Genomic DNA, 23,694 nt, shown 5'->3' with positions numbered 1-23,694 from the left:
ACGAGTTCACGTTCTGAGGAAATCGCGGTTCACTGCTGTTCGTCGACCGACAGCGGCGCGTCGCTCCGGTAGACGTACCGCATCGGAAGCCCCTCGGCGTCCCTCGGTGGGTCGGCGGGAAGCGACCGAAGTTCGCCGGGGCCGGGTCGGACGGTCAGCGCCAGCGGCGACGGCATCGAGGACGGCCGGAATCGGGAACGCGGTGGCCGGCGGTGGCCTCGGCGACCGACTGGACGGTCGGCGGCGCGTCGCGGTCGAACTCCGCGAGGGTGCGCATCCGTTCGGCGTAGCCGGCGGCAACCGCCGGTTGCTCCGTCATGGGTTCGCCCGCGAAGGCACGGTAGCACAGTTCGGGGTGCGCCTCGACGAATATCGGCTGGGCTTCGTCGATGGTCGTCAGGAAGTCGTCGACGGCGTTGACGAGGTGGGCACGCTCGAAGGCAGCACGGGACAGTTCGCTGTCGGTTTTGCGCTCGTGGACCCGAGCGGCGGTGCGGTAGCGCTGCTTGCGGGTGGCCTCTCGGACGGGTGCGGGCACGATGGCGTCGGTCCCGGAGAGGAACTCGAAGGCGGCGCGTTCGTTCGCTCGCGGCGCCGTCGTCGACTCCAATCCGACCGGCACGTCGATGGCGATGCGCTCGGCGTCGTCCTCGTAGCGCGTCCAGAGTTCGCCAACCCCGCCGACGACCGCCGTGTGGTCGTAGCCCGCTTCGGTGTAGGCGACTGCCAGCCAGACGCCGTCACGAGCGACGCTGCCGACGTAGTAGTCGCTCACGTTGTACAACTTCGCGTGCCCGTACGTAGGTGTATCGCCGATGTCCGACGTACGTCGTTCGCTTTTCGGGCGTCAGTCGGCGGCGACGGAGTCCTCGGGACTGGCGAGCAGGTCGCTTTTCGGATGGTCGCGAGTGACGCTAATGGGGCACGTATCGGGCGCCTGGCTGTCGTCTTCCCGGAAGAGGTACTGCCGCCACTCGCGGTCGCCTTCGACGCCCCAGTCGCCCAAATCGGCGTGTGGACAGACGCCATCGTAGGACTCCAGTCGGTTTTGTATCACCTCGCGGGCGTGTTGGCCCTGTTCGTAATCGGCGGTGACGTGCATGTTCTCGAACAACGCCCGCGGTTGGAACGTGATTTCCAGCCCGATGGGACAGTAGCGGCTCTTGTAGGTGTCGTAGAAGGGCGCCCGACACGTCGGGAACATCGGTTCGCCGCCGAAGGAGAACTCCCACTTCGGGTCGTCGGGGTCCGTCGGGATGTCGGCGGGCCACGGTTCGGGGTCGTGGACGTGGAGGAACTGGAGGATGTGCCAGAGAGTGTCGTGGTAGTCGGCTTCCGAACGCGGGCGCTCCGGCGGGCGGAAGAACGCGACCAGCGAGGCGCGGTCGGCGTGGTCCTCGTAGCAGTCGAGGTACTCCAGGATGGCCTCGCCGAGGCCCGCGAGTGCGTCCCGGTCGCTCATCGACGGGACGCAGGTGTACAGCAAGTCGCCGTTGCGGACGGCTTCGGTGCCGAAAAAGCAGGGAAACGGCGTCCCGTTGTGCTCGCCGGTGAGACCGTCGGTAAAGGAGGTGAAGTGCGCTCGAACCCACTCGGGGACACGCTCGGCGTCGACGCGTTCGGCCATCGTCTCGTGGTCGACGAGCGATTGGAGACCCGACTCGTTCATACACGACGTTGCCGTCCTGGATTACTCAACGTTGTGCTTTCGGCAGTCCCTCGGATTACTCGCGGTCGGTCGGTTGGACGGCGCCGTCGTCGTCGCCGAACAGCGTCGCGAGCGCCCCCTTGCGCTCGGTCCGGGAGCGGCCGTAGACCAGATACAGGACGACGCCGCCCGTCGCGATGCCAGCGGCGCCGAGCAGCGGTATCGTTCCCATCTGCCCCAACAACACCAATCCTCCAACGAGGCCGACGATTTGCACGTAGGGGTAGCCCGGCGCCCGAAACGTCGGTTCGTAAAACGGTACGTCGCTTTCGCGGAAGGCAACGAGTGCGAGGTTCACGAGCGAGAAGACGAGTATCTGGAACGCACTCGCCAACTTCGCCAGGTCGACGACGGGGACGAAGGCGATGAGTACGAGGAGCAACGCACCGGTGAAGGCGATGGCGGTACTCGGTGTCTTGAATCGGCGGTCGACGTGGGTGAGTCGACGCGGCAACAGCGAGTCTCGCGCCATCGCCAGCGGGAACCGCGACGATGCGAGAACGCCCGCGTTCGCCATGCTGGTCAACGCGAGGACTGCCACGACCGAAATCACGGCGACACCGGCGCCGCCGAACAATACCGCCGCGCCGTCAGCCATCGGCGTCAGCGACGGCCCGCCGTCCGGCCCGCCGTAGACGAGGGTGTCCGGGTCGTTCAACCCGATGACGACCGCGACGACGAACGTGTACACAACCATCATGATACCCATCGACGCGAGCATCCCGCGTGGGATGTTCTTCCCCGGGTCCTCCACCTCCTCGGCGATGGAGGCGATTTTCGTCACGCCCGCATAGGAGACGAACACGAACGCGGCAGCCGTGACGACGCCGCCGTCGCCGGTCACGTCGAAGGGTCGATACCGGGCGGCTTCGACGAGGAAAGAACCGTTCACCACGTATCCGACGAGGGTCGCGACGACGGCGGTGACGATGACCGATTGCAGTTGACTGCTCTGTTTCGTTCCGACGACGTTGAGGACGACGATGGCCGTTCCGAGGCCGAGCGCGATGGGTTTGACGAGCGTGGCCGGAATCTCGACGAACAGCAGCAGGTACGCGCCGAGGCCGACCAGTGCGAACGAACTCTTGAACACCAGCGAGAACCACGCGCCGATGCCGGCGACGGTGCCGACGAGCGGCCCCATCGCTCGGTCGATGAAGATGTAGGTGCCGCCGGATTCGGGCATCGCGGTCGCCATCTCGGCTTTCGACAGCGCGGCCGGCAACACGACGAGTCCAGCGAGTATGTACGCCACGACGACGGCGTTGCCCGCGATTTTGTAGCCGAGCGCGGGCAGGACGAAGACGCCACTTCCTATCATCGCACCCATGCTGATGGTCAGCACGGCGACGAAGCCGAGGTCACGTTCGAGGTCTCCACCCATCGGTTATGCTACCCCGCGCGGCCGACGAACTTCAGCCCTTCCCCCGCGCTGGCAGGCTCTCACGCCGACCCGTCGTCGTCTTCGGCGTGGTTCCGGCGGACGACCACGACCGGTTTACCGGCTTGGTTTACGATTTTGTCGGCCAGCGTCCCGAAGATTCGGTCCACGACCGTCGGGGTAGCTTCGCCCATGACGACGGCGTCGTAGTCGGCGGCGGCATCGAGAATCACCGCGTCGTGGTCGGTATCGGTGACGACGCGAGTGTCGACGGTGCCGGGGTCGATGCCGTGGTCGACCATTCGCTCGCGGCCGTCCGCGACTACGGCTTCGCCGTCGGCGTCGGTTTCTTCGCCCTCGACGACGTGCAGTAGCGTCACCGACGGTTCGTGTCCTTCGGCGAACACCGTCACGAACGAGGTGAGTCGGTCGATGTTGCCCGTATCCGGGATGGGAACGAGGATGCGGTCGACGCGGTCGGTCGGTGCCGGGTCCAACTCCCCGTCGCAGTTTTCCTCGATGGCGATTTGGTCGATTGCCTTCCCGCGGTCCCGCCCGAAGACGAGTCGTGTCGTGACCGATGCACCCGCGGCCTCGAAGGGCGCTGCCACCGCCGCCAGTTGCTCTTTGGCCTCCGCTTCGAACTGTTCGCGTGCGACCGCCGGCGGAGTCTGCTCGGGCAGTCCGTAGTGGCCGACGACGACGATGTCGAGGGACGCAAGCGCCTCGACCAACACCGACGACACCGGCTGTGGGTCCGGCAACTCGAAGGGAACGACGAGTCGATGGGTCATACGCCGACTACGGCGCTCGCCCACAAATAGGCCGGCCCCGGGTCCAGGGTCGAGCGCGCCGAATCAGCGCTCCTCTGCCGAAGCCAAGGCGACTTCCAGCGAGAGAAAGAAGCCGTAGTAGGCGACGACGCCGGCGACCATCAGAAGGTAGTACGCCCAGTCGGGGCCGTCGACGAACCGGAAGATGACCGTCACGAGCGTCACCCACACGACGGCGAAGACGAGGTCGGTGACGATGCCGCCGCGGTTTTCGAGGATGTACTCGCCGAGTCGTTCGAGGGCGTTGCCGTCGCTGGCCATACGCACTCTCCGGGGAGGGCCGGCTAAAAGGTCACGGCGCCGGACCGAACAATAGCGGCCGGACGAGGAACCACAACACGACTGCGAACACCCCTCCCAACACGAGACCGGTTGTGGCTATCGGGCTCATATCCGGGTATCTTCGATTATCTCAATTAAACCTTTCCGTGTAATCGGAGGTTACCAGCCTGCTACTGCAACATTTGCCGCTGGAAGTTCAGAACAACGCTTCGCTCTCGTCGAGCACTTCGGCGGGGCCGCCGACGCCCCATCGACGGGTGTCGATGCCCAACTCAGAGATGGCGTTTTCGACCTCCTCGACGTAGGCTGCGGTCGTGTTGACGTAGACGGACGCGCCGGTGTCCGTCGAGAAGTAGACGGGGACGCCATCGTCCCGGAGTTCTCGAACCGTCTCGAACACTTCCAGCGTCTCGGGTTTCCAGTACACCCACCCGGCGGGACCGGTCATCGTCGTCGCCGCCAGCGATAGCGAGTCGTGTTCGGCCAACTCGAAGACGTCGTCGAAGTTCGCCTCCCGGAGTGCGTGTCGCATTTCGGCGATTTGGCCGTGGATGTGGGCCATCCGCGCTTCGAACATGTGGCTGTCGGCGGCCTCCTTGTGGGCCTCTTCGGTGTGTTTGAACGCCGGAATCTCGGCAGCGACGATGCGGAGTTCGTCTTCGAGGTCGGTCTCGATGCGCTCGGAACGGCAGTCCTCGTCGTCCAGTCCGTTCCGGAGATGCGAGAACGCGCCGGTGACCGCACGGGCGGCCGAGGCGGACCCTCGACGAGCCACCGTCGACATCTCCGGGTGGGTGAGACCGAGGTCCGCCGCCTCACACAGCGCGACGGCCGCGGCGGCGAATCCGGAGGCCGAAGAGCCAAAACCGATGTTGGTCGGGAAGTCGTTGACCGACTCGAAGCGCACGCGGTGGTCGAAGCCGGCGAGGTCACGGACGTGGTCCACGACGCTCCGAATCCGTTCGGCACCACGTCCCTCGAGGGTTTCGCCGTCGACGACGTAGGTGTCGGTCTCCAGCCCCGGGTCGAACTCGGCGGTGGTCTTGGAGTGACTCGGCGCGGTACTGACGGAGATGGAGTCGTGATACGGGAGTCGCAACTCCTCGTCGCGCATCCCGTGGTACTTCACGAGCCCCTGAATCGGGTGAGCCTTCGCGGTCGCCTTCATACTCGAGACTCCGGGGGCCGCGTCTTTGCAGTTTCGCTCCAGTGGTTTCGACACCCAATCGAGCCAGTCAGGTCCCTCGCGGAACGAAACGGACGACGATGTCCCGGTCGGGCTGGAGGTTGATGGCGGAGTCGACGCCGACGTCGGGTGCCTCGTGGGGGTCTTCGACACTGGGGCCTGCGAACTCGACGCGGTGGGTCGCGAGTGTCGTCGCGAGAACGGTCGCCGCTTCGGTCGTCGCGATGGCTTCCCCGAGACAGGCGTGGCGACCGCCGGAAAAGGGGAAGTACGCGAACTCGTGGCGGTCGGCATCGCCCTCGAACCGCGAGGGGTCGAACGTCTCGGGGTCGTCCCACAGGTCGGGGTCCCGGTGGACGACGTAGGGGCTCACGAGGACGTGACTGCCGGCCTCGACGTCGACGTCGCCGAAGGTCACGTCCGATTTCGCGGTCCGGCCGAAGATGGGCAACGACGGGTACAGCCGCAAGGTTTCCTTCCAGACCCGTCGCGTGTACGGGACCGATTCGAGGAACCGCGGTCCATCGACCGGGTGACAGGCGGCCTCCGGTCCCTCCGGGAGGTCGTGGTCGTCGAGTGCGTCCGGGCCGGCGAGCAGCGCGGTCGCGCGTGCCTCCTCGTGGATTCGCTGTTGGACCGCCGGCCGAGCGGCGAGCAGGTAGAACGCCCACGTCAGCCCGGCGCTCATCGTCGCGTGGCCGGCGATGAGCAACCCCATCACCTCCTGTCTGAGCGCCTCCGGGGGGATGTGCTCGCCGGTCACGGGGTCCCGGCGGCGGAGCCACTCGCCGAGGGCGTCGTCGAACACCAGCGGCGTGCGCTGGCGGCGGGCGACCACGTCCGTTGCCGCCGACTGCAGCGTCTCGACGGCGGCCTCAGTCCGCCGCTCGTGGCGTCCCGTCAACTCGATGTGTGGGTCGAACCCCAGCGGCCGATGAATCCACGACGGCAGCGACAGCCGCTCGGGGAGTTGTCGGGTCGCGTAACTGGTGACGAGGTGGAGTTGTCGGCGTTTGAACAGCGCCCGCAGGGTCGCCACGGCGTCGATTACCTCGACCTCGTGGGCGCGCATATCGGGGCCGAAAAGCGAGACGCCGAGGAGCCGCAACGTGAGTCGTCGCATCGCCGGCAAGAGGCGGACGCCATCGGTTCCCGCCGCCCAGACGCGAGCGGGCTCGGGAACCGTACTCGGGTCGCCGGAACTCACCTGCCCCGGGAGGCCGTCGGCGAACTCCCCGAGCGTCGAAAGCGTCGTCTCCGCCAACTCGGGGACGTGACTCTGTGCCTGCTGCTCGGCGAACTCCGGGCCGACGAGTCGGAGGCGTTCCACCCACGACCCCTCTTCGCTGTCGGCGTGGAGGCTGACGATGCTGTTGCGGACGACGCGGCTGAAGTCCCGCGAGCCGGGAACGTCGAGCGCGCGGAAATCCGAGGGGTCGGACTGTAACACCGACTGGATGTCCTCGGGGTTCGACAGCAGGTACACCCCGGAATCGAGCGCGGGATGGAGCGGCGGGACGCGAACCACGTCGCCGTAGCGGTCACGGAGCGCCGTCGCGACGACGACCGGGTCGTCGTTGACGAGCGTCGGCAGGAACTCGACGAGTTCCGTCAGCGTCGGGCCGTGCTGTGGCCCATCCCCACCCGGGTTGAGGATGCTCATGCGTGTGTGTTGTTGTCACACACGTATAATTTGATTGGCCGTTTTCGCCATCGATGCACGGACGGCGTGCCGTTATGCCGCTACGGCCACGTGCCGCCTTCCTCGTAGGCGGTCAGCACGCGGCGGAGCGCGACGACGTAGGCCGCCGTCCGGAAGTTCGGGATGTCGAGTTCCTCGTAGCAGTCGATGAGTCCGTCGAACGCCTCGACGATGTGCCGTTCGAGTTCGTTGTTGACCTTCTCCTCGGTCCAGTAGAACCGCTGTCGGTTCTGGACCCACTCGAAGTACGAGACGGTGACGCCGCCGGCGTTGGCGAGAATGTCGGGGAGCACGTGGATGCCACGCTCGGTGAGTACGTCGTCGGCGTCGGGCGTCAGCGGGCCGTTTGCGGCCTCGACGATGACGTCGGCGCTCACCTCTTCGGCGAGGTCGGCATCGATGGCGTTCTCCAGCGCCGCCGGCACCAAGAGGTCCACGTCGAGGGTCAACAGTTCCTCGTTGGTCAACTCCTCGACGTCGCCGTAGTCAGTGACCGACCCGGTTTGGAGTTTGTGCTCCTTGACCGCCTCGGCGTCGAGTCCTGTCGGGTCGTACACCGCACCCGAAGAGTCCGACACCGCCACGACGTTGGCGCCGAGGTCCGCTTCCAAGAGGCGCGCAGCGACGCTGCCGGCGTTGCCGTACCCTTGGACGGCGACGGTCGCGCCGGTCATCTGTTTGCCGAGGTAGTCGAACGCCTCACGAGCGGTGAGCATCGTCGAGCGGCCGGTCGCCTCGACACGTCCACGTGAGCCGCCCGATTCGATGGCCTTCCCGGTGACGACACCCGGCGCGGTCGTGTTTTCGAGCGTCTCGTAGGTGTCTTTCAGCCAGTTCATCTCCTGTTGGCCGGTGTTTACGTCGGGTGCGGGGATGTCGCGGTCCTCGCCGATGAGCGGTCGGAGTTCCTTCGCGTACGACCGGGTGATGCGTTCGAGTTCGGCCGTCGAGTACTCCCGCGGGTCGATGACGATACCGCCCTTCCCACCGCCGTAGGGGATGTCGACGGTCGCACACTTGTACACCATCCACCCCGACAGCGCTTTCACTTCGTCGCGGCTGACGCCCGGGTGATAGCGGATGCCGCCCTTGTACGGCCCGCGGTCACCGTTGAACTGCGAGCGGTAGGCTCGGAACACGCCGATAGAGCCGTCGTCTAGCTCGACGGAGAGGTTCGTCTCCAGTACTCGCTCGGGGTTTCGCAGGCGTTCGAGCGTGTCCTCGTCGACGTCCACGTAGGCCGCGGCGTCGTCGAGTTGTTCTTGGAAGCTCTCGAACGGATTGACATCCTCAGACATACCAAACCACTCGGTCAGTCACCGCTTAAGCGTGACGAACCACCCGGTCGAGAGGGCCACCAAACGTGACCTCAGATGGCACGAGTGAAGCGACGTAGCCGACCGCCGGTTCACTCCGTCGAGGCACGGTGTCGTTCCATGATGCGCTCGGCACGGGCGATGAGCGGCGCGTCTATCATCTCGTCGTCGACGCGGAACACGCCGCGTCCGTCGGCCTCGGCGTCATCGCGGGCCTCCAGTACCCTCTCGGCCCACTCGACGTCCTCGTCGTCGGGCGTGAACGCCTCGTTGATGACCGCCACCTGTGCCGGATGGATGGCCATCTTCCCGTCGTAGCCCAGCTGTCCCGCAAAGCGCGTCTCCTCGGCGAGTCGGTCCGTCTCTTCGATGTCGGTGAACACGGTGTCGATTGCGTCGATTTGGGCGGCACTGGCCGCCAAGACCACGTGTTGGCGGGCGTGAGAGACCTCGGTTCCCTCGTCGGTTCTGGTCGCGCCGATGTCGGCCGAGAGGTCTTCGGCACCGAAGGCGACGGCGTCGACGGCCGGCGTGGCGGCGATTTCCTCGGCGTGGAGCACGCCCGAGGCAGATTCACACAGGGCGATGACCGGCAGGTCGTAGCCGTGTTCGCGGAGCAGTTCGTCCATCTCGCGGACGGCGGCGGCCGAGTCGGCTTTCGGCACCATCACCGAATCGACACGGGGGGTCCCCGAAAGCGCCACGTCGATGTCCTCGTCGGCGACGCTCGGCGTCGGATTCACCCGGAGACACACCTCACAGTCGGGGTCGAATCCCGGGTCGGTCAACACCCCGTTGACCGACTCGCGAGCATCGGCTTTCCGACCGGGAGCGACGGCGTCTTCGAGGTCGAAGACGACCGTGTCGGCACCTGAACCGGGCGCTTTGTGCATCAGTGCGGGTTGGTCGGCAGGCGAGAACAGCACGCTCCTGCGGGGCATAGCCACGCATCCGTCGCTGTATCTAATATAACTGCCGACGAAAAAGGGGTAAAACCCGGTTCGGTCGAGACGTTACGCTCGGCGGACGAGGAACGCGGCGCCGAGAAGCGCGGCGAGGGCGGCGGCGACGCCGAAGCCGGGGCCGTCACCGGAGCTTTCGCCGTCACCGGAGCCGTCGTCGCTGTCGGAGTCGTTGGAATCGCCACTGTCCGAATCGCTGTCGGCTTCGGTCGCGGTCGACGTTTCCTCGGAGTCGCCGGATTCCGTCGGAGTCGGCTCGTCGGATTCCGTCGCCGTCGGCGTGCTGTCGGTGTCGTCCTCTGAGTCACCGTCGACGATAGCGAAGGACTCCGTCTGACTGTCTTCGCTGTCCGGCGCGTCGCTGCCGAGACGCTCGCTGTCCGAGGAGACCACGTCGTAGGTCAGGCCGTCGGTCGTCGTCGCGTTCTCGGTGTCGAGTTGGACCAACTGGAAGGACTCGACGGTGAAGGCGGTCTCGTTGTCCTGTACGTCGAAGGTCAGTCGAACGACCGTGTTGCCGTTGTTCTGGTTGACGTTCTGGTCGGTGACGTTGGCGTTCGTGACGTTCGCGTCGTCGATGTCGATGTTGAGGCTGTCGACACCGACGTCAGCGGTTTCGAGAGCGGTAACGTTGATGTACACGTCGACGCCGTCCGCACCGGGGTCGGTGTTGGTCACCTCGATGTCGCTTACGGTCTGTGTCTGCTCGCCCGTTTCGATGTCCTCGGCCGTTCCGGCCGGTTCGGTCACGTCGGCCGCGGCGGCGACGCCTGCACTCCCAACTACCGAGAGTACGACGAGCGCCGCGAGTGCGACCGTTTTGAAGGTAGTATGGTTCATGATTGAAGCGGGAACGACAGCGGAGCTGTCGTCGCACCGGACTGACATATCCGAGACGTATATGTTTTGTTGCTTTCGATAGGACTGGTTTGTGAAGTATCATCAAACGCTGGTCCGTCGGTAGCGTTTAGTCGGCGGCCGCCCTCGCACGTCGCATGACGGGACTGTACTACGAGGAGTTCGAGGTGGGACAGACCATCGAACACGACAAGCGGCGGACGATTAGCGAATCGGACAATCAGGACTTCTGCGATATGACGATGAATCAACAGCCGCTGCATCTCGATGCCGACTTCGCCGCCGACACCCAGTTCGGCCAGCGACTCGTCAACGGGCTCTACACGATGAGTCTCGCCGTCGCGCTGTCGGTTCCCGACACCACCGACGGTACCATCGTCGCCAACCTCGGCTACGACAACGTCGAACACCCAAACCCCGTCTTCCACGGCGATACGGTGTACGCCCAAACGACGGTTACCGACAAACGCGAGACCAGCGACGGCGAGCGCGGCATCGTCGAGATGCACCTCGAAGTGTTCAAAGTCGACGACCCCGATGACACCCTGGTCTGTGAACTCGACCGGACGGCGCTGTCGCTGAAGCGGCCGGAGTGACGGAATCCGCGCTGGCGTGCGTTTATCAGGGAGGGCGAACAATCCCGCGGTATGTCCGCCGCCTCCACCGCTGGCAGCGCCTCCGATTCACCGTCGCTCGATTGGCTGACGCTGGATGACGACGAGGAACTCCTGTGGTCGAGTCGCCCACACCGCAGTAGCCTCGTCCCCGCCCTCGTCGTCGGGATTCCGCTGTCGTTCGTCCTCATCGGCATCCCCATCCTCCTCAGCGCGTATCTCACCTACCAGAACACCCACTACGTCGTCACCGACGCCGGCCTCTACAAGAAGACCGGTATCCTCTCCCGTGACGTACAGAAAATCGGATTCGACAAGGTACAGAACACCTCCTACAGCCAGTCGGCCATCGGTGGGTACTTCGGCTACGGAAACGTCGACGTCTCGACTGCGGGCGGCAGCGGCGTCGAGATGCGGTTCCGGTCGGTCCCCGACCCCGCCGACGTACAGCAACTCATCAACAAGCGCGTCAAATCCAAAGAACCCGCAGGCGACGACAAGAGCGAGGTTCTAGAGGACGTTCTCGAGGAACTCCGGGCCATTCGTACCGCCCTCGAAGAACGATGACCGAAACGTGGCTGTCCCTCGAAGCCGGCGAGGTAGTCGAGTGGGAGGCCAGTCCACGGCTGATGCGCGCCGCCCCGGCCGTCGCAATCAGCCTCGCGCTCGTGGCCGCGGCCATCGGCGGGTCACTCATCGTCGACCGATTGGCTCTCGGGCTGTTGGCCATCGCCCCACTCCCCGGCACGTATGCGTATCTCAGAGTCACTAACACGCGATTCGTCCTCACGAACCGGGCGCTGTACCGCAAGAGCGGTATCCTCGGCATCGACGTCCGGACGGTCGAACTCGACCGCGTCCAGAACAGCACCTCCTCGCAGGGAATCCTCGGGACGGCGTTCGGCTACGGGAGCGTCGTCGTCGACGTCGCGGGCGGCGTCGACCTCCGGCTGTTCGACATCTACGACCCCGACGAGGTTCGAGCAGATATCGAACGGCTGGTAGGCCGCAGCGACGATATCCCCGGTACGCTCGAGCAGTGGCAGAGCGTCCGCGAGGAACTCCGAGCCATCCGCCGGGAACTCGACGGTCAGCCGAAGTAGGCGTCGTAGTCGACGCTCACGTCCGTTTCGAGGTTCGGAAACAGCTCTCCGAGCACCTCGGCGACCGCCTCGACCGGCGAGGGGTCACTCGGCGCGAAGGCGTCGTCGGTCGTCCAGGCGAACTCGACGGTCCAGTCGCTGCCGAGGAGGAACGCCGCCCGCTTCGGCGGGCCGTAGTGGCCTTCCCACTCCTCGTAGCGGACGCCGTAGTACTCCGCCGCGCTACCGCCGTCGCCGAGTAAGACCACGGGAAGGTCGTAGTCGTCGGCGTAGGCCGCCGCCGCGTAGATGCTGTCCATCGAGACGCCCCACACTTGTAGCCCATCGTGGCCGTGCCAGCCGGCATCACGAATCGCACACAGCTCGGCCGTCGTGGTCGGCAGGAACGTCGACGGAAAGAACCACAACAGGACGGCGTCGCCCGCCTCGATGGCTTTGAACAGTTCGTACACGTTCGGCTCGCCTCGTTCGACGCCGGGAAGGGCGAAGTCCGGCCCGGTCTGTCCCTCGCGTATCATACACGACGTGGTCGCCGCGCGGCCTTGGGTGTGCTGGCTGCGGACAGCCGCGAACCGCTGCCGCTACAGAACCGTCCCGTGTTTCTTCGAGGGACGGTCCTTCTCGACGTCCTCGTAGAAGCTAAACCGGTTGGTAAGTTCCTCCCGGAGCGTCGACGGGGGAATGATTTCGTCGATGACGACTTCGCTCGCCATCCGGCGAACGTCGATGTCCTCGCGGTACTCCTCGCGGAGTCGTTGCTCCATCTCCTTGCGTTCCTCTTCGTCGTCGACGTCCGCGAGCTTGTTCGCGTAGACGGCGTTGATGGCTGCTTCCGGCCCCATGATGCCGATTTCCCCCGAGGGAAGCGCGATGGTCGATTCGGGGTCGTAGGCCGGTCCCGACATCGCGTAGATGCCGGCGCCGTAGGCCTTCCGGACGACGACCGACTGTTTGGGTACCGTCGCCTCCGAGGTGGCGTAAATCATCTTCTTGCCCTTCTCGAGGATGGCCTCCTTTTCGACCTGCGAGCCGGCCATGAACCCCGGCGTGTCACACAGGTACAGCAGCGGGACGTTGTAGGCGTCGCACTTCCAGGCGAACTGGGCGGCCTTCTCGGCGGAGTCGGGGAAGATGGCGCCGGCGCGTTCGGCGGGCTGGTTTGCGATGATGCCGACCGACCGGCCATCGAGGTGGGCAAAGCCGGTCACGATTTCGGGGCCGTACTCCGGTTGGAGTTCGAAGAACGAGTCCCGGTCGACGACCCGCTCGATGAGGTCCCGGATGTCGTAGCCCTTGTTCGGCTCCTGTGGAATGACCGAGTCGATGCCCTCCGGGGAGCGTTTCGGTGGCTTCGGGTTCGCTCGCGGCGGCTTCTCGTCGGCGTTGTCCGGGAGATACTGGACGAGCTGGGAGACGAGCTGTCGGGCGTGTTGTTCGTCGCGTGCGACGAGGTCGGCGCTGCCGGATTCGGTGGTGTGCATCCGCGCGCCGCCGAGGTCCTGCATGTCGATTTCTTCGCCGGTGACCATCTCGACCATTCGAGGGCTGGCGATTGCCATCGCGCTCATCCCCTCGACCATGATGGTGAAGTCGGCGAAGACGGGGGTGTACGCTGCGCCCGCGATACAGGGGCCGTACAGGACGCAAATCTGTGGGACGCGTCCCGAGAGCCGCGAGTGGTTGTAGTAGTACTTGCCGATGCCCTCGCGGTTGGCGAAGAACTCGGTCTGTTTGTCGATGCGGCCCCCGGAGGAGTCCATCAGGTACAGCACGGGTTTGCCAGTCTTCAGCGCGCGCTGTTGCATTCGGAGGAACTTCTCACAACCGCGTGCGGCCATCGACCCGGCCTTGACGGTGAAGTCGTTGGCCATGAAGTGAACGTCCCGTCCCTCGAAGTCGGCGGCACCGGTCAGCAGGCCGTCGGCCGGAAGCCGGTCGTCGGCGTCGAAGGCCGCGAACTTCCCGTCCTCGAAGGCGAGGCCGTCCTCGCCGAACCACAACTCGAGGCGGTCCCGGACGAACAGTTTGCCCTGGTCGTCGAGGCGCTCTTTGTACTTCTCGGGGCCGCCCAACTCGATGTCCTCGATTTGCTCGCGGAGCAACTCCTCGCGCTCGGTCGGCCCGAGGTCGTCCTCGATGGGCGAGAGGTCGGCCTCGCTCGTCGCTGCCGGTTCGTCGTCGTCGCCGACGAACACCTCCACGTCGGTTTCGGCGTGGTTCGCCATCGCCTGTGCGATGGCCTCTGCCTCTTCGATGCTCGCGTCGCCCCCGATACGAACTTTCATACGTGCATCGTCAAGCGTTGCCACTAAACCGTTTTCCCTCGGGAAGAAATGAAAAATACGTTCTTCGTTTATTCAGGGAGCGCCGACTCCAACCGGTCGATATAGTCGCTGTCACCGACGAACAGTGGCGTTCGCTCGTGGAGGTCGTCGGGCGTGCAGTCCAGAAGCGACCGCTCGCCGTTCGATGACGCTCCGCCCGCCGACTCGACGATGTGGGCGATTGGGTGGCCCTCGAACAGCAGTCGGAGTTTCCCTTCGGGGCGGTCCCGCAGCCCGGGGTAGCCGAAGATGCCACCGTAGGTGAGCACCTGGTTCACGTCCCCTATCATCGCACCGCCGTAGCGGAGTTTGAGTTCGTCTTCGACCTCGTCAACGTAGTCGGCGAAGGCGTTGGTCCACTGGGGGACCCGGCCGCCGAAGCCGTAGACGACTGGGTCCTCCGGGAGCGTGAGGTCTTCGGTGACGACTTCGCGCTCGCCGTCGTCGATGAGTTCCTCGCGGACGACGCCGTCGCGGGCGACGACCATCGTCGTGATGGGACCGTACAGAACGAACCCCGAGGCGACGAGGTTCCGACCCGACGTCGGCAACGGTTCGTCGTAGACGCCGAACAGCGTTCCCATCGTGTTGTTGGACTTCAGATTCGAGGAGCCGTCGAGTGGGTCACAGGCGACGTGGTATGCGCTTTCGTCGGTTCCGCGTTCGACGACCGAGTCCCGTTCCTCGCTGGCGTAACTCCCCACCGAGTCGATGTCGAGCAGTCGCTCTTCGAGCAGTTCGTCGGCGTAGATGTCGGCGGCGAGTTGCTGCTCGCCGGAGGGGTTCGCCCCCGATTCGTACGCGCGTCGCCCGACGAGTCCGTCCCGTACCTCCGGTGCCGTCGAGGCGACGGCGTCCAGTATCGACTCGATAGCGTCGGCCATCTATTCGGCCGCCGCGAGCGCCTCGTCGACGCTCGTCTCCTCGAAGATGACCTTCTCGAGGGCGTCGAGGATGCGCGTGGGGTCCTCGCGCTGCCAGACGTTCCGGCCGACGGCGAGGCCCTTCCCGCCCGCATCGATGGTCTCCTTGACCGAGGCGAGGAACTCGCGGTCGGTCGTCTTCGAACCGCCGGACATGACGACCTTCGTCCGGCCGGCCATCCGGACGGCGTCCTCCATGGCCTCCTGACTGCCCGGATGCTTGACCTTCGCCACGTCGGCACCCAACTCCAGTGCCAGCCGTGCGGCATACGAGATGGTGTCGGGCTTGGTGTCATTCTTCAGCCCCTGCCCGCGCGGGTACGACCACATGACGACCGGCAGGTCGTGTTCGCGGGCGGCCTCCTGGGCGTCGCGGAACTCCTCGGCCATCTCGACTTCGTTGTTCGAACCGCCGTACAGCGTGAAGCCGACCGACGACGCGCCGACCTCGGCGGCGTAGTCGACGGTGCAGTTGACCGCCGAGTCCGGCTCGCCCATCCAGAGGTTCGACGTGCCGTTGAGTTTCATCAGCAGGTCTACGTCCTCCGAGTAGGAGGGGTAGTAGGCTTCGGCGATGCCCTTCTGGACGGCGACCGACGTAACGGCGGGGTGAGTCGCCGCCTCGAAGGTCCGTTCGGGGTCCGCGCTCTCGGGGACGCCACGGAAATCGACGGGGCCGTGTTCGAGCCCGTGGTCGTAGGCGAGGATGAGCGCTTTCCCGTCCCGGCACAGCGGGGTGTCGTCGATGGGAATCATACGGTCAACTGTCCGATGAGGCGGACAAAGAAGATTCTGGTATGGGTGGTCCGAACGGAGTGGCGTCTCCGTACGCGAACGGGGGTAAAAACATCGAGCTACGAATCAAAATTATCGAATACATTGAAATAACAGTGAAATGTTGCTTCGACAGTCGAAGCAACAATTCGAAAGTGAAATATAGTTGGTAAACACGGGTGATACAGCACGGAGCCGCCGCTTGGACGAGAACCAATGGGTGTGTTATGTGTTACCAAACTCAGGACCTCCGGATACATCGTATTTGGTTCTGAACTCCATACTGAGGGTTTAGAGGCCGTGTAATCGCCACATATGCAGTAAGCCGAACCAACGCCGAGTAAGGTCGACCTTTGAACTGACCCCCGTGTTTCGAAAGCAGACCGTTTCTGCGAAAATACAGTCATACTACTGATGAAAACGCTGAACGATTGGTCCCTGTTTAACCATCAGGGAGCATCCACTGGGACGCAATGTCACCGACGAGACGAGATACTATCAAGGCAGCAGGTGCGGCGAGCGCCCTCGCAGTGCTCGGCGGGTCCGCCGTGGCACAGGACGAGACGGAAGACGGCGAACCGACAGACGACGGAGAGCCGATGGACGGAGTCGTCGCTGACGGTGAAGGCGGCGTTCGTGTCGGACACTTCGTTCCGGATGCGCCCGCGGTGGATGTCCGACTCGTCCCCGTGGCCGTCGACGACGAGCCAGCCGACCCCGGGGACGAAGCGACCCCGGAGGAGACGGAAGCACCCGACGACGCGGAGACACCGGAGGGAACCGAAACACCGACCGACGCTGACACGTCCGACGGTAACGGCGAACTCACCGAGGAAACGGTCGCGGAGGGCCTTGAGTTCGGCGACGTCGGCGAGTACGCGACCGTCGGTGCCGGGGTGTATACGCTGCAGATTCTCGCGAGCGAGAGTACGGACGACGGTACGGAAACTGACGACAGCACCGAGGCTGACGACAGCACCGATACCGAGGATGCCCCCGAGACTGACGACGGCACCGAGGACGAAAACGGCGAATCCGAAGGCGACGACGCCGTCGTCTACGAACAGGAGATAACCGTCGAGGAAACGTTCTACACGGCCGCCGCCGTCGGGCAGTTGGGCGAAGAGACCGTCGAAGTGTTGCTGTTGGAGGACTACGACCTCGCACAGGTCCGACTCCTTCACGCCGTGCCGGACGCGCCGGCCGTCGACGTCACCGTCGCTGATTCGAACATCACGGTGTTCGACGACGTGTCGTTCGGTGAGGCCACCGACTACGTCGGTGTCATGCCGGGACAGTACACGCTCGAAGTCCGCGCCGACACGCCGTTGAACAACGGCGACGTGGTCGGCACCTTCGACATCGAGGTCGAATCCGGAACCGCCTACTCGGCGTACGCCACCGGCTTGCTCGGCGAGGAGAGCTTCGACCTCGTGACGAGTCTCGATGGCGCCTCGGACGAGGCCGAGGAACCGAGCGATGGCGAGGAACCGCCGGACAGCGAGGAAACTCCCGACGGCGAAGAGACGCCGGATGGTGAAGAGACGCCCGACGGCGAAGAAACACCGGATGAGGCGACGCCAGACGAGACCACGCCGGACGGGACGACCCCAGACGGTGACGGGACGCCGAGCGGAAACGAAACCTCGAACGGCGATGCCGGAAACGAGTCGGACGACGACATCTCTCTCACGCCGAACTTCTGACGCTCGGTGAGGGACTAATTGGGGTCGGCACCCAACCGTTGTCGATTTTTTGCTCCCGGTCCCGAGGCGAATCACCACGGGGGACTTTAGGCCCACTCGACGAAGGGAGCGTATGCGCGACCTCGAAGCAATCGACACTGTCGGCGTCGTCGGTGCCGGCACGATGGGCAACGGCATCGCACAGGTAGCCGCGACGGCCGGCTACGACGTCGTGATGCGCGACATCGAACGTGAGTACGTCGACTCCGGACTCGAGAACATCGAATCGAGCCTCTCGCGGTTCGTCGAGAAAGACGACCTCACGGAATCGGAGGCCGACGACGTTCTCGACCGCATCGAGGGGACGACCGAGCTCACGGACCTCGCCTCCTGTGACCTCGTCGTCGAGGCTGCCGTCGAGAACATGGACGTGAAACAGGACATCTTCGCGGACCTCGATTCGGCGGTCGACGACGACGTGGTGCTTGCGACGAACACCTCGACGCTGTCGATTACGACTATCGCCTCGGCGACCGACCGCCCCGAACTCGTCGTCGGCGTTCACTTCATGAACCCCGTCCCAGTGATGAAGGGGGTTGAGGTCGTCGTCGGCGAGAAGACCGACGCCGATGTCGTCGCGTTGGCACACGACTTTTCGGAGGCACTCGGCAAGGAGACCTGGGAATCCGACGACAAACCCGGCTTCGTCTCCAACCGAATCCTCATGCCGTGGATAAACGAGGGGATTCGCGCCTTCGACGAGGGCGTCGCCACCAAGGAGGACATCGACCGCGGGATGAAACTCGGGACGAACGTGCCGATGGGGCCGCTGGAACTCGCCGACCACATCGGCCTCGATATCTGTCTCGACGCCACCGAGACGCTCCACGAGGAGTTGGGCGACCGCTACACGCCCGCGTATCTGCTCAAACGGAAGGTCGACGCCGGCGACCTCGGCAAGAAGACGGGCAAGGGGTTCTACGAGTACGACTGACGGGTCGCAGGATGGCTCGCGAGCGAAATCGACACGTGAGAACGCCGATAGAGGAAGCATAAAGTGGAGACGGCCGTACCTGTGTGTATGGACTTCAGTTTCACGGCGGAACAGAAGCAGGTCACGGACATGGTGTCCGACTTCGTCGACGAGGAAGTCGTCCCCGTCGCCGACGACATCGACCACGACGACGAGTTCCCGTGGGAGCTCGTCGAGGAACTCGCCGACCTCGGACTGATGGGGATGCCGTTCCCCGAGGAGTACGGCGGTGCGGGTCTCGACTACCACGCCTACCCCGCCGCGTTGGAGGAGATTTCACGCGGCTCCGGCGGCCTCGGGACCATCGTCGCCGCCCACATCTCGCTTGCGGGCAACATGATTTACGCGTTCGGCGACGAATCCCAGAAGGAGGAGTTCCTGACGCCGCTGGCGGAAGGTGAGGACATCGGTGCCTTTGCGCTGTCGGAACCCGGTGCCGGAAGCGACGTGCCGGCCATGGAGACGACCGCAGAGAAGGTCGGCGACGAGTACGTCATCGACGGCGGCAAACTGTGGATTTCCAACGGCTCGGTCGCGAACACGGTCACGGTGTTCGCCAAGACCGACCCCGAGGCGGGCAACAAGGGCATCTCCTCGTTCATCGTCCGTCCCGAGGAGGACGACGGCTTCATCGTCGAGGGCACGGAGGACAAACTCGGCGACAAGGGCTGTCCGACCGCCGAGTTGCGCTTCGACAACCTCACCATCCCGGAGTCGCGCCGCCTCGGCGAGGAGGGTCGTGGCTTCGTCCACGCGCTGAAGACGCTCAACGGCGGCCGCATCACCATCGCTGCCCGGTCGGTAGGCATCGCTCAGGCGGCGCTCGATGCCGCCCTCGAGTACAGCCAGGACCGCGAGCAGTTCGACCAGCCGATTTCCGACTTCCAGTCCATCCAGCACAAACTCGCCGACATGGACACCCAGACCCGTGCGGCCCGCCTGCTGATGCACTCGGCGGCCGACAAGAAGATTCGCGGCGAGAACTTCGTCAAGGAGGCCGCCCAGGCGAAACTGCATGCCTCCGAGGTCTCCCGTGAGGTCGCAAACGAGGGCATCCAGATTCACGGCGGCTACGGCTACACGAAGGACTTCCCCGCGGAGCGGTTTTACCGCGACGCCAAACTCAACGAGATTTACGAGGGCACCAGCGAAGTCCTGCGCAACACCATCGCCAACGAACTGTTGGACTGAGCGACTCGCGTTCGGTCACTCGACTCGCTCGGCCATCCACTCGAACTGGGCTTCGACGCCCGTCCGTCCGCCGTCGGTCAGCGAGTACAGGTCCTCCAGTCCGTCGACGCGCTTCTCTACGAACCCCTTCGATTCCAGTTGCTCCAGTGCGCCGTAGAACCGCTCCGGGGGAACCCGGCGGTCGTAGTGGGTTTCGAGGTCGGATTTTAGCTGTTGGGCGCGCCGTTCGTCGCCGTACAGCAGCACGCAGATGTCGCGGCGGAGGCCGCTCGTGAGCCACTCCATGAACGGTCCTTCGGCCCGGAGGGAAAAGGCCTCTCGATTATTCGGCGTAGGGATTCTCCCGCTCCTCTGGCGGGTCCTGGACGCGGAGGAAGGGGTGTTCGGTCGTGTACTCGACCAGTGACGTGGTGCCGACGAACCCACAGGGCGATTTTTTCAGCGAGACGTACTGTAGCCCATTGTCGGTAATCCACGTTCGCAACACCTGCTCGGCGGCGTTCGTGTAGAAGCCCGTGATGCGGTCGCCGGTAACGTTCGGGTTGTGGACGTGGACGAGCAAGTCGTCCGAACGGAGCCAGTGGGCCTCCTGGGCGTATCGGACGGCGCGGGCGTCGTCGGTGCCGAGGGTGTTGACCATCGCGTCGGCGTTGATGAGCGAGAACCTGGGCGTGTCGCCGGCCCGCTCGGCTATCGCGTCGAGTATCGACCGGACGCCCGTCGCCGACTCGCGGGCGCCGAAGACGTTGTCCTCGGTTTCGTCCCACGCGCCAATCATGTCGATGACGAACAGTCGGTCGTCGTCGAGGAGGGAATCGAGGCTCTGGTCGTGGCCCTCCAGGATGGTTCGGACGCTGTCCGGGCGCATCCGAATCGTCGGGACGAGGACGATGCTGTACCCCTTATCGAGAGCGGCGTGCATCATCGCGCCGAACAGTGCGGTCATGTTGGCGTGGCCGTCGTGTTCGAAGAGCACGCCGGTGCCGGTGGCCAACCCGCCGCCACAGAGACTGTCGAGGCCGTCGATGCCGATAGAGGTGTGTTTGTGGGTCTTCAGTTCGGGCGGTTGGGAGCGCCGGGAGGGGGCACACCGGACGCCGCCGCTTTCGATTTCCGCCTCGACGGTGCGGGTGTCGTGGTCGACACCCCGCATCTTCGTAATCTCGAGGAATCTGTGGGGGTCGCCGTTGACGCGCTCCCGGCGGAGTTCGATGACGCCGTGGGTCGTGAAATCGAGGACCCGGTCGTCGATATCTTCGGCGGTGAACAGCGCGGTCGCGCCGAGGTCCTTCGTGAACAGTTGGATGAGTTCCAGCAGTTCCCGGCGGAACAGTTCCCGGTTGTCACCGAGGACCTGAAGCGCCGAGATGCTGTCGAAGACGAGGCGGTCACACCCGGCCGCCGCCTGGAAGTGCCGCGCCACGTTCTGCTCGGTGAGCGGAACGTCCCGTTCGTCGATGGTGCTGTTGCCCTCCAGGGTCCGAAGTTTGAGGCGTCGACCGCTGCCATCGCCGTCGTCCGGCACCGCATGGAGCGTCGTTACCGCGAGTTCCTCGTGGTCGAGGTCGAACTCGAACTCCGCAAAGGAGTCACGGAGCTCCGATTGGGTCTGTTCGGTGCTGACGAACAGACACCGCTCGCCGTTTTCCAGTCCCTCCTGCAGGAACTGCATGCCGAACGTCGTCTTGCCTGTACCGGGACCGCCGCGGACGAGAACGGTTCGGTTTCGGGGAATCCCGCCCTGCAGCATTCGGTCGAGAACCGCATCTCCCGTCGCCGCTTTCCCGGTGTCGACATCCGTCATTGTTCACCGGGTCGAACCGAATCTGTATAAAAGTACGCTGGCTTTCGACCGGTAGTTTCGCATACGCCGACCGCCTACACGTGGATATGTCGACGGCCGAGGCCGACGGGATTACCGCCCAGTACCGCGAAACCGACGAAGAGCGCCTGCTCGAATTCGACGCCGACGGCCGGACGGCGGTCGTCGCACAGAACGTCGAGGGGTATGCGATGTTGAAGGTCCGACCGACCGTCGACGGCGACGAACTCGAACGCTACTACGGGTTCGACATGGCGCTGGACCACGCCGCGGAACTCCTCGGAGTGGCCGTGGCGGACCTCCCGATACCCGAGGCGGCGGCCGATATGGGGATGTGAGCGAGTCGCTGCCGATGTTGCCGGCTTCGGCAGGTGGTTAAGTGAAACCGAGAGATTTCCGGTATGGCGAACGTACGCATAGCTGGCACGGGAATGACGGCGTTCGGCGAACACGCCGGCCGGACGGGCCGAGACCTCTTCGCGGAGGCCGGTATCGACGCACTCGAAGACGCTCAACTCGACCCCGACGACATCGAAGAACTGTACTACGGCAATTTCATGGGCGAGTTGGCGGAACATCAGGGCCATCAAGCCCCGCTCTTCGCCGAGGCCGTCGGCATCGACGCCCCCGCGACGCGCTTCGAGGCGGCGTGTGCCTCCGGCGGTACCGCCGTCCGCGCGGCGGTACAAGCCGTCCGCAACGGCGAAGCCGACGCGGTGTTGGTCGGCGGCACCGAGCGGATGACCGACATGGGAACCGCCGGCGCGACCGACGGCCTCTCCATCGCCGCCGACGACCTCTATGAAATCAAAGCCGGGATGACGTTCCCCGGCGCCTACGCGCTGATGGCGTCGGCGTATCTCGACGCCTACGACGCCGATGCGGACGACCTCGCACACATCGCGGTGAAGAACCACGACAACGCAGTCGTCAACGAGAAGGCCCACTTCCAGTCGGCTATCACCGTCGAGGACGCCCTGGAGGCCCCCCGCGTCGCCTCGCCGCTCGGCCTCTACGACGCCTGTCCCATCTCGGACGGCGCCGCCGCCGTCGTGTTGACCAGCGAGTCCTTCGCGGCCGACCACGACCTCGATGCACCGGTCACCGTGACGGGAACCGGACAGGGAACGGACAACCTCGCCTTACAGGACCGAGAGTCGCTGTACCGGACGCCGGCCGCCGAAACCGCCGCCGAGACGGCCTACGCCGAGGCGGGCATCACCGCCGAGGATGTCGACTGTGCGGAGGTCCACGATTGTTTCACCATCGCGGAGGTTCTCGCGACGGAGTCGCTGGGCTTCTTCGAGCCCGGTGAGGGGCTGACGGCGGCGAAGGACGGCAAGACGACTCGCGACGGGTCGATTCCGGTGAACCTCTCGGGCGGACTGAAGGCGAAAGGCCACCCGGTCGGTGCGACCGGCGTCGCACAAATCGCCGAACTCACCAAACTGCTCGCCGGCACTCACGCCCGGTCGGACGCCCTCGACGACCCGTCCGTTGGCATCGCACACAACGCCGGTGGGACGGTCGCGACGGCAACCGTTCACGTCCTCGAGCGGACGACGGAGGTGGACGCATGAGCATCGAAATGCGCCACAACGGCTACGACAACCTCCTCGACGCCATCGAAGACGGCGAGGGCTACTATCTCGCGTGTCCGGAAGGGCACGGGTCGCTGCCGCCGCGGCGGGTCTGCCCGGAGTGTGGCAGCCGTGACCTCACCGACGAACCGCTTCCCGATGCAGGCGAGGTGGTGGCGGCGACGACGGTGTCGGTCCCCGGCCCGCAGTTCGCCGACGACGCGCCCTACGTCACCGCTATCGTCGACTTCGGCCCGGTCCGTCTCACCGGTGTCGTTCGCGGTACCGACGACGAGCCCGGTCCGGGGTTCGTCGTCGGCGTCGACGTCGAGGAGACGGCGACGGAGGGCGAGCGCGTCGTGACGTTCAGGCCACGGTAGGGCCCGGTCCACGGACGGTGAGTTGGACCGAAACGTT

The 23,694-nt window shown here is 65.0% G+C and carries 25 protein-coding genes and 1 pseudogene; 9 read left to right on the top strand and 17 right to left on the bottom strand.

Annotated elements, in window-relative coordinates:
- Window positions 1–29: 29 nt before the first annotated feature.
- The 11 genes from GJ631_RS19025 to GJ631_RS18620 form a co-directional block, all read right to left on the bottom strand.
- Entirely contained in the window at window positions 30–176 is a 147-nt protein-coding gene (locus GJ631_RS19025; protein ID WP_231753970.1) for a hypothetical protein, read from the bottom strand.
- Window positions 155–775, bottom strand: a complete 621-nt coding sequence (locus GJ631_RS11950) for a DUF429 domain-containing protein (protein ID WP_370518651.1) — start codon at window positions 773–775, stop codon at window positions 155–157. The genes GJ631_RS19025 and GJ631_RS11950 overlap by 22 nt, the downstream gene beginning before the upstream one ends.
- 72 nt (window positions 776–847) lie before the next feature.
- Window positions 848–1,669 (bottom strand): YqcI/YcgG family protein, encoded by an 822-nt coding sequence (locus tag GJ631_RS11945; protein ID WP_156709376.1) that lies wholly within the window; start codon window positions 1,667–1,669, stop codon window positions 848–850.
- Window positions 1,670–1,724: 55 nt separating this feature from the next.
- Complete coding sequence (locus GJ631_RS11940) at window positions 1,725–3,092, bottom strand: APC family permease (RefSeq protein ID WP_156709375.1); 1,368 nt, start codon at window positions 3,090–3,092, stop codon at window positions 1,725–1,727.
- A 59-nt stretch (window positions 3,093–3,151) separates the two neighbouring features.
- On the bottom strand, window positions 3,152–3,883 hold the full coding sequence (locus GJ631_RS11935; RefSeq protein ID WP_156709374.1) for a universal stress protein: 732 nt from the start codon (window positions 3,881–3,883) through the stop codon (window positions 3,152–3,154).
- A 63-nt stretch (window positions 3,884–3,946) separates the two neighbouring features.
- The gene (locus tag GJ631_RS11930) at window positions 3,947–4,183 is read right to left on the bottom strand and encodes a hypothetical protein (protein ID WP_156709373.1); all 237 of its coding nucleotides are present in this window, start codon (window positions 4,181–4,183) and stop codon (window positions 3,947–3,949) included.
- A 217-nt stretch (window positions 4,184–4,400) separates the two neighbouring features.
- Complete coding sequence (mvaD, locus tag GJ631_RS11925) at window positions 4,401–5,372, bottom strand: phosphomevalonate decarboxylase MvaD (RefSeq protein WP_156709372.1); 972 nt, start codon at window positions 5,370–5,372, stop codon at window positions 4,401–4,403.
- 67 nt (window positions 5,373–5,439) lie between these two features.
- Window positions 5,440–7,053: a cytochrome P450 gene (locus GJ631_RS11920; RefSeq protein ID WP_156709371.1), complete on the bottom strand. Its 1,614-nt coding sequence runs from the start codon at window positions 7,051–7,053 to the stop codon at window positions 5,440–5,442.
- An 80-nt stretch (window positions 7,054–7,133) separates the two neighbouring features.
- Window positions 7,134–8,390, bottom strand: coding sequence for a Glu/Leu/Phe/Val dehydrogenase (locus GJ631_RS11915; RefSeq protein ID WP_156709370.1), 1,257 nt, complete (start codon window positions 8,388–8,390; stop codon window positions 7,134–7,136).
- Window positions 8,391–8,500: 110 nt separating this feature from the next.
- Window positions 8,501–9,349 (bottom strand): CoA ester lyase, encoded by an 849-nt coding sequence (locus tag GJ631_RS11910; RefSeq protein WP_156709369.1) that lies wholly within the window; start codon window positions 9,347–9,349, stop codon window positions 8,501–8,503.
- Between the two features lie 72 nt (window positions 9,350–9,421).
- The gene (locus GJ631_RS18620; RefSeq protein WP_197425016.1) at window positions 9,422–10,210 is read right to left on the bottom strand and encodes a PGF-CTERM sorting domain-containing protein; all 789 of its coding nucleotides are present in this window, start codon (window positions 10,208–10,210) and stop codon (window positions 9,422–9,424) included.
- 155 nt (window positions 10,211–10,365) lie between these two features.
- Here GJ631_RS18620 and GJ631_RS11900 point away from each other — a divergent pair, with 155 nt between their 5' ends.
- The 3 genes and pseudogenes from GJ631_RS11900 (at window position 10,366) to GJ631_RS11890 (ending at window position 11,945) form a co-directional block, all read left to right on the top strand.
- On the top strand, window positions 10,366–10,824 hold the full coding sequence (locus GJ631_RS11900; RefSeq protein WP_156709368.1) for a MaoC family dehydratase: 459 nt from the start codon (window positions 10,366–10,368) through the stop codon (window positions 10,822–10,824).
- 51 nt (window positions 10,825–10,875) lie between these two features.
- Window positions 10,876–11,400, top strand: a pseudogene (locus GJ631_RS11895) (PH domain-containing protein); the annotation flags it as partial.
- A gap of 5 nt (window positions 11,401–11,405) precedes the next feature.
- Window positions 11,406–11,945 carry a PH domain-containing protein gene (locus GJ631_RS11890; protein ID WP_156709366.1) on the top strand — a complete coding sequence of 180 codons (540 nt, stop codon included), beginning with the start codon at window positions 11,406–11,408 and terminating at the stop codon, window positions 11,943–11,945.
- Here the strand turns inward: GJ631_RS11890 and GJ631_RS11885 are convergent.
- From GJ631_RS11885 to GJ631_RS11870, 4 genes are all read right to left on the bottom strand, one after another.
- Window positions 11,933–12,463 (bottom strand): redoxin domain-containing protein, encoded by a 531-nt coding sequence (locus GJ631_RS11885; protein WP_156709365.1) that lies wholly within the window; start codon window positions 12,461–12,463, stop codon window positions 11,933–11,935. The two genes, GJ631_RS11890 and GJ631_RS11885, sit on opposite strands and share 13 nt — an antisense overlap.
- A gap of 63 nt (window positions 12,464–12,526) precedes the next feature.
- Window positions 12,527–14,230 (bottom strand): acyl-CoA carboxylase subunit beta, encoded by a 1,704-nt coding sequence (locus tag GJ631_RS11880; RefSeq protein WP_156709364.1) that lies wholly within the window; start codon window positions 14,228–14,230, stop codon window positions 12,527–12,529.
- A gap of 68 nt (window positions 14,231–14,298) precedes the next feature.
- Window positions 14,299–15,153, bottom strand: coding sequence for a class 1 fructose-bisphosphatase (locus GJ631_RS11875; RefSeq protein WP_156709363.1), 855 nt, complete (start codon window positions 15,151–15,153; stop codon window positions 14,299–14,301).
- On the bottom strand, window positions 15,154–15,948 hold the full coding sequence (locus tag GJ631_RS11870) for a class I fructose-bisphosphate aldolase (protein ID WP_156709362.1): 795 nt from the start codon (window positions 15,946–15,948) through the stop codon (window positions 15,154–15,156).
- Window positions 15,949–16,439: 491 nt separating this feature from the next.
- On the opposite strand from GJ631_RS11870, the gene GJ631_RS11865 reads away from it, so the two are divergent.
- From GJ631_RS11865 to GJ631_RS11855, 3 genes are all read left to right on the top strand, one after another.
- Complete coding sequence (locus GJ631_RS11865) at window positions 16,440–17,672, top strand: DUF4397 domain-containing protein (protein ID WP_156709361.1); 1,233 nt, start codon at window positions 16,440–16,442, stop codon at window positions 17,670–17,672.
- Between the two features lie 112 nt (window positions 17,673–17,784).
- Window positions 17,785–18,645 (top strand): 3-hydroxyacyl-CoA dehydrogenase family protein, encoded by an 861-nt coding sequence (locus GJ631_RS11860; protein WP_156709360.1) that lies wholly within the window; start codon window positions 17,785–17,787, stop codon window positions 18,643–18,645.
- Window positions 18,646–18,732: 87 nt separating this feature from the next.
- Complete coding sequence (locus GJ631_RS11855) at window positions 18,733–19,875, top strand: acyl-CoA dehydrogenase (protein ID WP_156709359.1); 1,143 nt, start codon at window positions 18,733–18,735, stop codon at window positions 19,873–19,875.
- A 15-nt stretch (window positions 19,876–19,890) separates the two neighbouring features.
- On the opposite strand, the gene GJ631_RS11850 is transcribed toward GJ631_RS11855, so the two are convergent.
- Both GJ631_RS11850 and GJ631_RS11845 read right to left on the bottom strand, forming a co-directional pair.
- Window positions 19,891–20,160: a helix-turn-helix transcriptional regulator gene (locus tag GJ631_RS11850; RefSeq protein WP_156709358.1), complete on the bottom strand. Its 270-nt coding sequence runs from the start codon at window positions 20,158–20,160 to the stop codon at window positions 19,891–19,893.
- Between the two features lie 37 nt (window positions 20,161–20,197).
- Complete coding sequence (locus GJ631_RS11845; protein WP_156709357.1) at window positions 20,198–21,679, bottom strand: ATPase domain-containing protein; 1,482 nt, start codon at window positions 21,677–21,679, stop codon at window positions 20,198–20,200.
- Between the two features lie 86 nt (window positions 21,680–21,765).
- Here GJ631_RS11845 and GJ631_RS11840 point away from each other — a divergent pair, with 86 nt between their 5' ends.
- The 3 genes from GJ631_RS11840 to GJ631_RS11830 all read left to right on the top strand — a co-directional run bounded on the left by GJ631_RS11840 (window position 21,766) and on the right by GJ631_RS11830 (window position 23,657).
- Window positions 21,766–22,035 carry a hypothetical protein gene (locus GJ631_RS11840; RefSeq protein WP_156709356.1) on the top strand — a complete coding sequence of 90 codons (270 nt, stop codon included), beginning with the start codon at window positions 21,766–21,768 and terminating at the stop codon, window positions 22,033–22,035.
- Window positions 22,036–22,098: 63 nt separating this feature from the next.
- Window positions 22,099–23,277: a thiolase domain-containing protein gene (locus GJ631_RS11835; RefSeq protein WP_156709355.1), complete on the top strand. Its 1,179-nt coding sequence runs from the start codon at window positions 22,099–22,101 to the stop codon at window positions 23,275–23,277.
- An 8-nt stretch (window positions 23,278–23,285) separates the two neighbouring features.
- Window positions 23,286–23,657 (top strand): OB-fold domain-containing protein, encoded by a 372-nt coding sequence (locus GJ631_RS11830; protein WP_156709378.1) that lies wholly within the window; start codon window positions 23,286–23,288, stop codon window positions 23,655–23,657.
- The last annotated feature ends 37 nt before the right edge of the window (window positions 23,658–23,694 follow it).

Origin of the sequence: Natronomonas sp. CBA1123 (assembly GCF_009741925.1) — an archaeon.
Lineage (GTDB): Archaea > Halobacteriota > Halobacteria > Halobacteriales > Haloarculaceae > Natronomonas.
The sequence above is the reverse complement of the archived record's forward strand: the minus strand, read 5'-3'. Positions and strand labels throughout refer to the sequence as shown.

Excerpts from the sequence above, each read along its gene's own strand:
- GJ631_RS19025 (WP_231753970.1), bottom strand. The coding sequence starts at position 176 with ATGCCGTCGCCGCTGGCGCTGACCGTCCGACCCGGCCCCGGCGAACTT.
- GJ631_RS11945 (WP_156709376.1), bottom strand. The coding sequence starts at position 1,669 with ATGAACGAGTCGGGTCTCCAATCGCTCGTCGACCACGAGACGATGGCC.
- GJ631_RS11940 (WP_156709375.1), bottom strand. The coding sequence starts at position 3,092 with ATGGGTGGAGACCTCGAACGTGACCTCGGCTTCGTCGCCGTGCTGACC.
- GJ631_RS11935 (WP_156709374.1), bottom strand. The coding sequence starts at position 3,883 with ATGACCCATCGACTCGTCGTTCCCTTCGAGTTGCCGGACCCACAGCCG.
- GJ631_RS11930 (WP_156709373.1), bottom strand. The coding sequence starts at position 4,183 with ATGGCCAGCGACGGCAACGCCCTCGAACGACTCGGCGAGTACATCCTC.
- mvaD (WP_156709372.1), bottom strand. The coding sequence starts at position 5,372 with ATGAAGGCGACCGCGAAGGCTCACCCGATTCAGGGGCTCGTGAAGTAC.
- GJ631_RS11920 (WP_156709371.1), bottom strand. The coding sequence starts at position 7,053 with ATGAGCATCCTCAACCCGGGTGGGGATGGGCCACAGCACGGCCCGACG.
- GJ631_RS11915 (WP_156709370.1), bottom strand. The coding sequence starts at position 8,390 with ATGTCTGAGGATGTCAATCCGTTCGAGAGCTTCCAAGAACAACTCGAC.
- GJ631_RS11910 (WP_156709369.1), bottom strand. The coding sequence starts at position 9,349 with ATGCCCCGCAGGAGCGTGCTGTTCTCGCCTGCCGACCAACCCGCACTG.
- GJ631_RS18620 (WP_197425016.1), bottom strand. The coding sequence starts at position 10,210 with ATGAACCATACTACCTTCAAAACGGTCGCACTCGCGGCGCTCGTCGTA.
- GJ631_RS11900 (WP_156709368.1), top strand. The coding sequence starts at position 10,366 with ATGACGGGACTGTACTACGAGGAGTTCGAGGTGGGACAGACCATCGAA.
- GJ631_RS11890 (WP_156709366.1), top strand. The coding sequence starts at position 11,406 with ATGACCGAAACGTGGCTGTCCCTCGAAGCCGGCGAGGTAGTCGAGTGG.
- GJ631_RS11885 (WP_156709365.1), bottom strand. The coding sequence starts at position 12,463 with ATGATACGCGAGGGACAGACCGGGCCGGACTTCGCCCTTCCCGGCGTC.
- GJ631_RS11880 (WP_156709364.1), bottom strand. The coding sequence starts at position 14,230 with ATGAAAGTTCGTATCGGGGGCGACGCGAGCATCGAAGAGGCAGAGGCC.
- GJ631_RS11875 (WP_156709363.1), bottom strand. The coding sequence starts at position 15,153 with ATGGCCGACGCTATCGAGTCGATACTGGACGCCGTCGCCTCGACGGCA.
- GJ631_RS11870 (WP_156709362.1), bottom strand. The coding sequence starts at position 15,948 with ATGATTCCCATCGACGACACCCCGCTGTGCCGGGACGGGAAAGCGCTC.
- GJ631_RS11865 (WP_156709361.1), top strand. The coding sequence starts at position 16,440 with ATGTCACCGACGAGACGAGATACTATCAAGGCAGCAGGTGCGGCGAGC.
- GJ631_RS11860 (WP_156709360.1), top strand. The coding sequence starts at position 17,785 with ATGCGCGACCTCGAAGCAATCGACACTGTCGGCGTCGTCGGTGCCGGC.
- GJ631_RS11855 (WP_156709359.1), top strand. The coding sequence starts at position 18,733 with ATGGACTTCAGTTTCACGGCGGAACAGAAGCAGGTCACGGACATGGTG.
- GJ631_RS11850 (WP_156709358.1), bottom strand. The coding sequence starts at position 20,160 with ATGGAGTGGCTCACGAGCGGCCTCCGCCGCGACATCTGCGTGCTGCTG.
- GJ631_RS11845 (WP_156709357.1), bottom strand. The coding sequence starts at position 21,679 with ATGACGGATGTCGACACCGGGAAAGCGGCGACGGGAGATGCGGTTCTC.
- GJ631_RS11840 (WP_156709356.1), top strand. The coding sequence starts at position 21,766 with ATGTCGACGGCCGAGGCCGACGGGATTACCGCCCAGTACCGCGAAACC.
- GJ631_RS11835 (WP_156709355.1), top strand. The coding sequence starts at position 22,099 with ATGGCGAACGTACGCATAGCTGGCACGGGAATGACGGCGTTCGGCGAA.
- GJ631_RS11830 (WP_156709378.1), top strand. The coding sequence starts at position 23,286 with ATGCGCCACAACGGCTACGACAACCTCCTCGACGCCATCGAAGACGGC.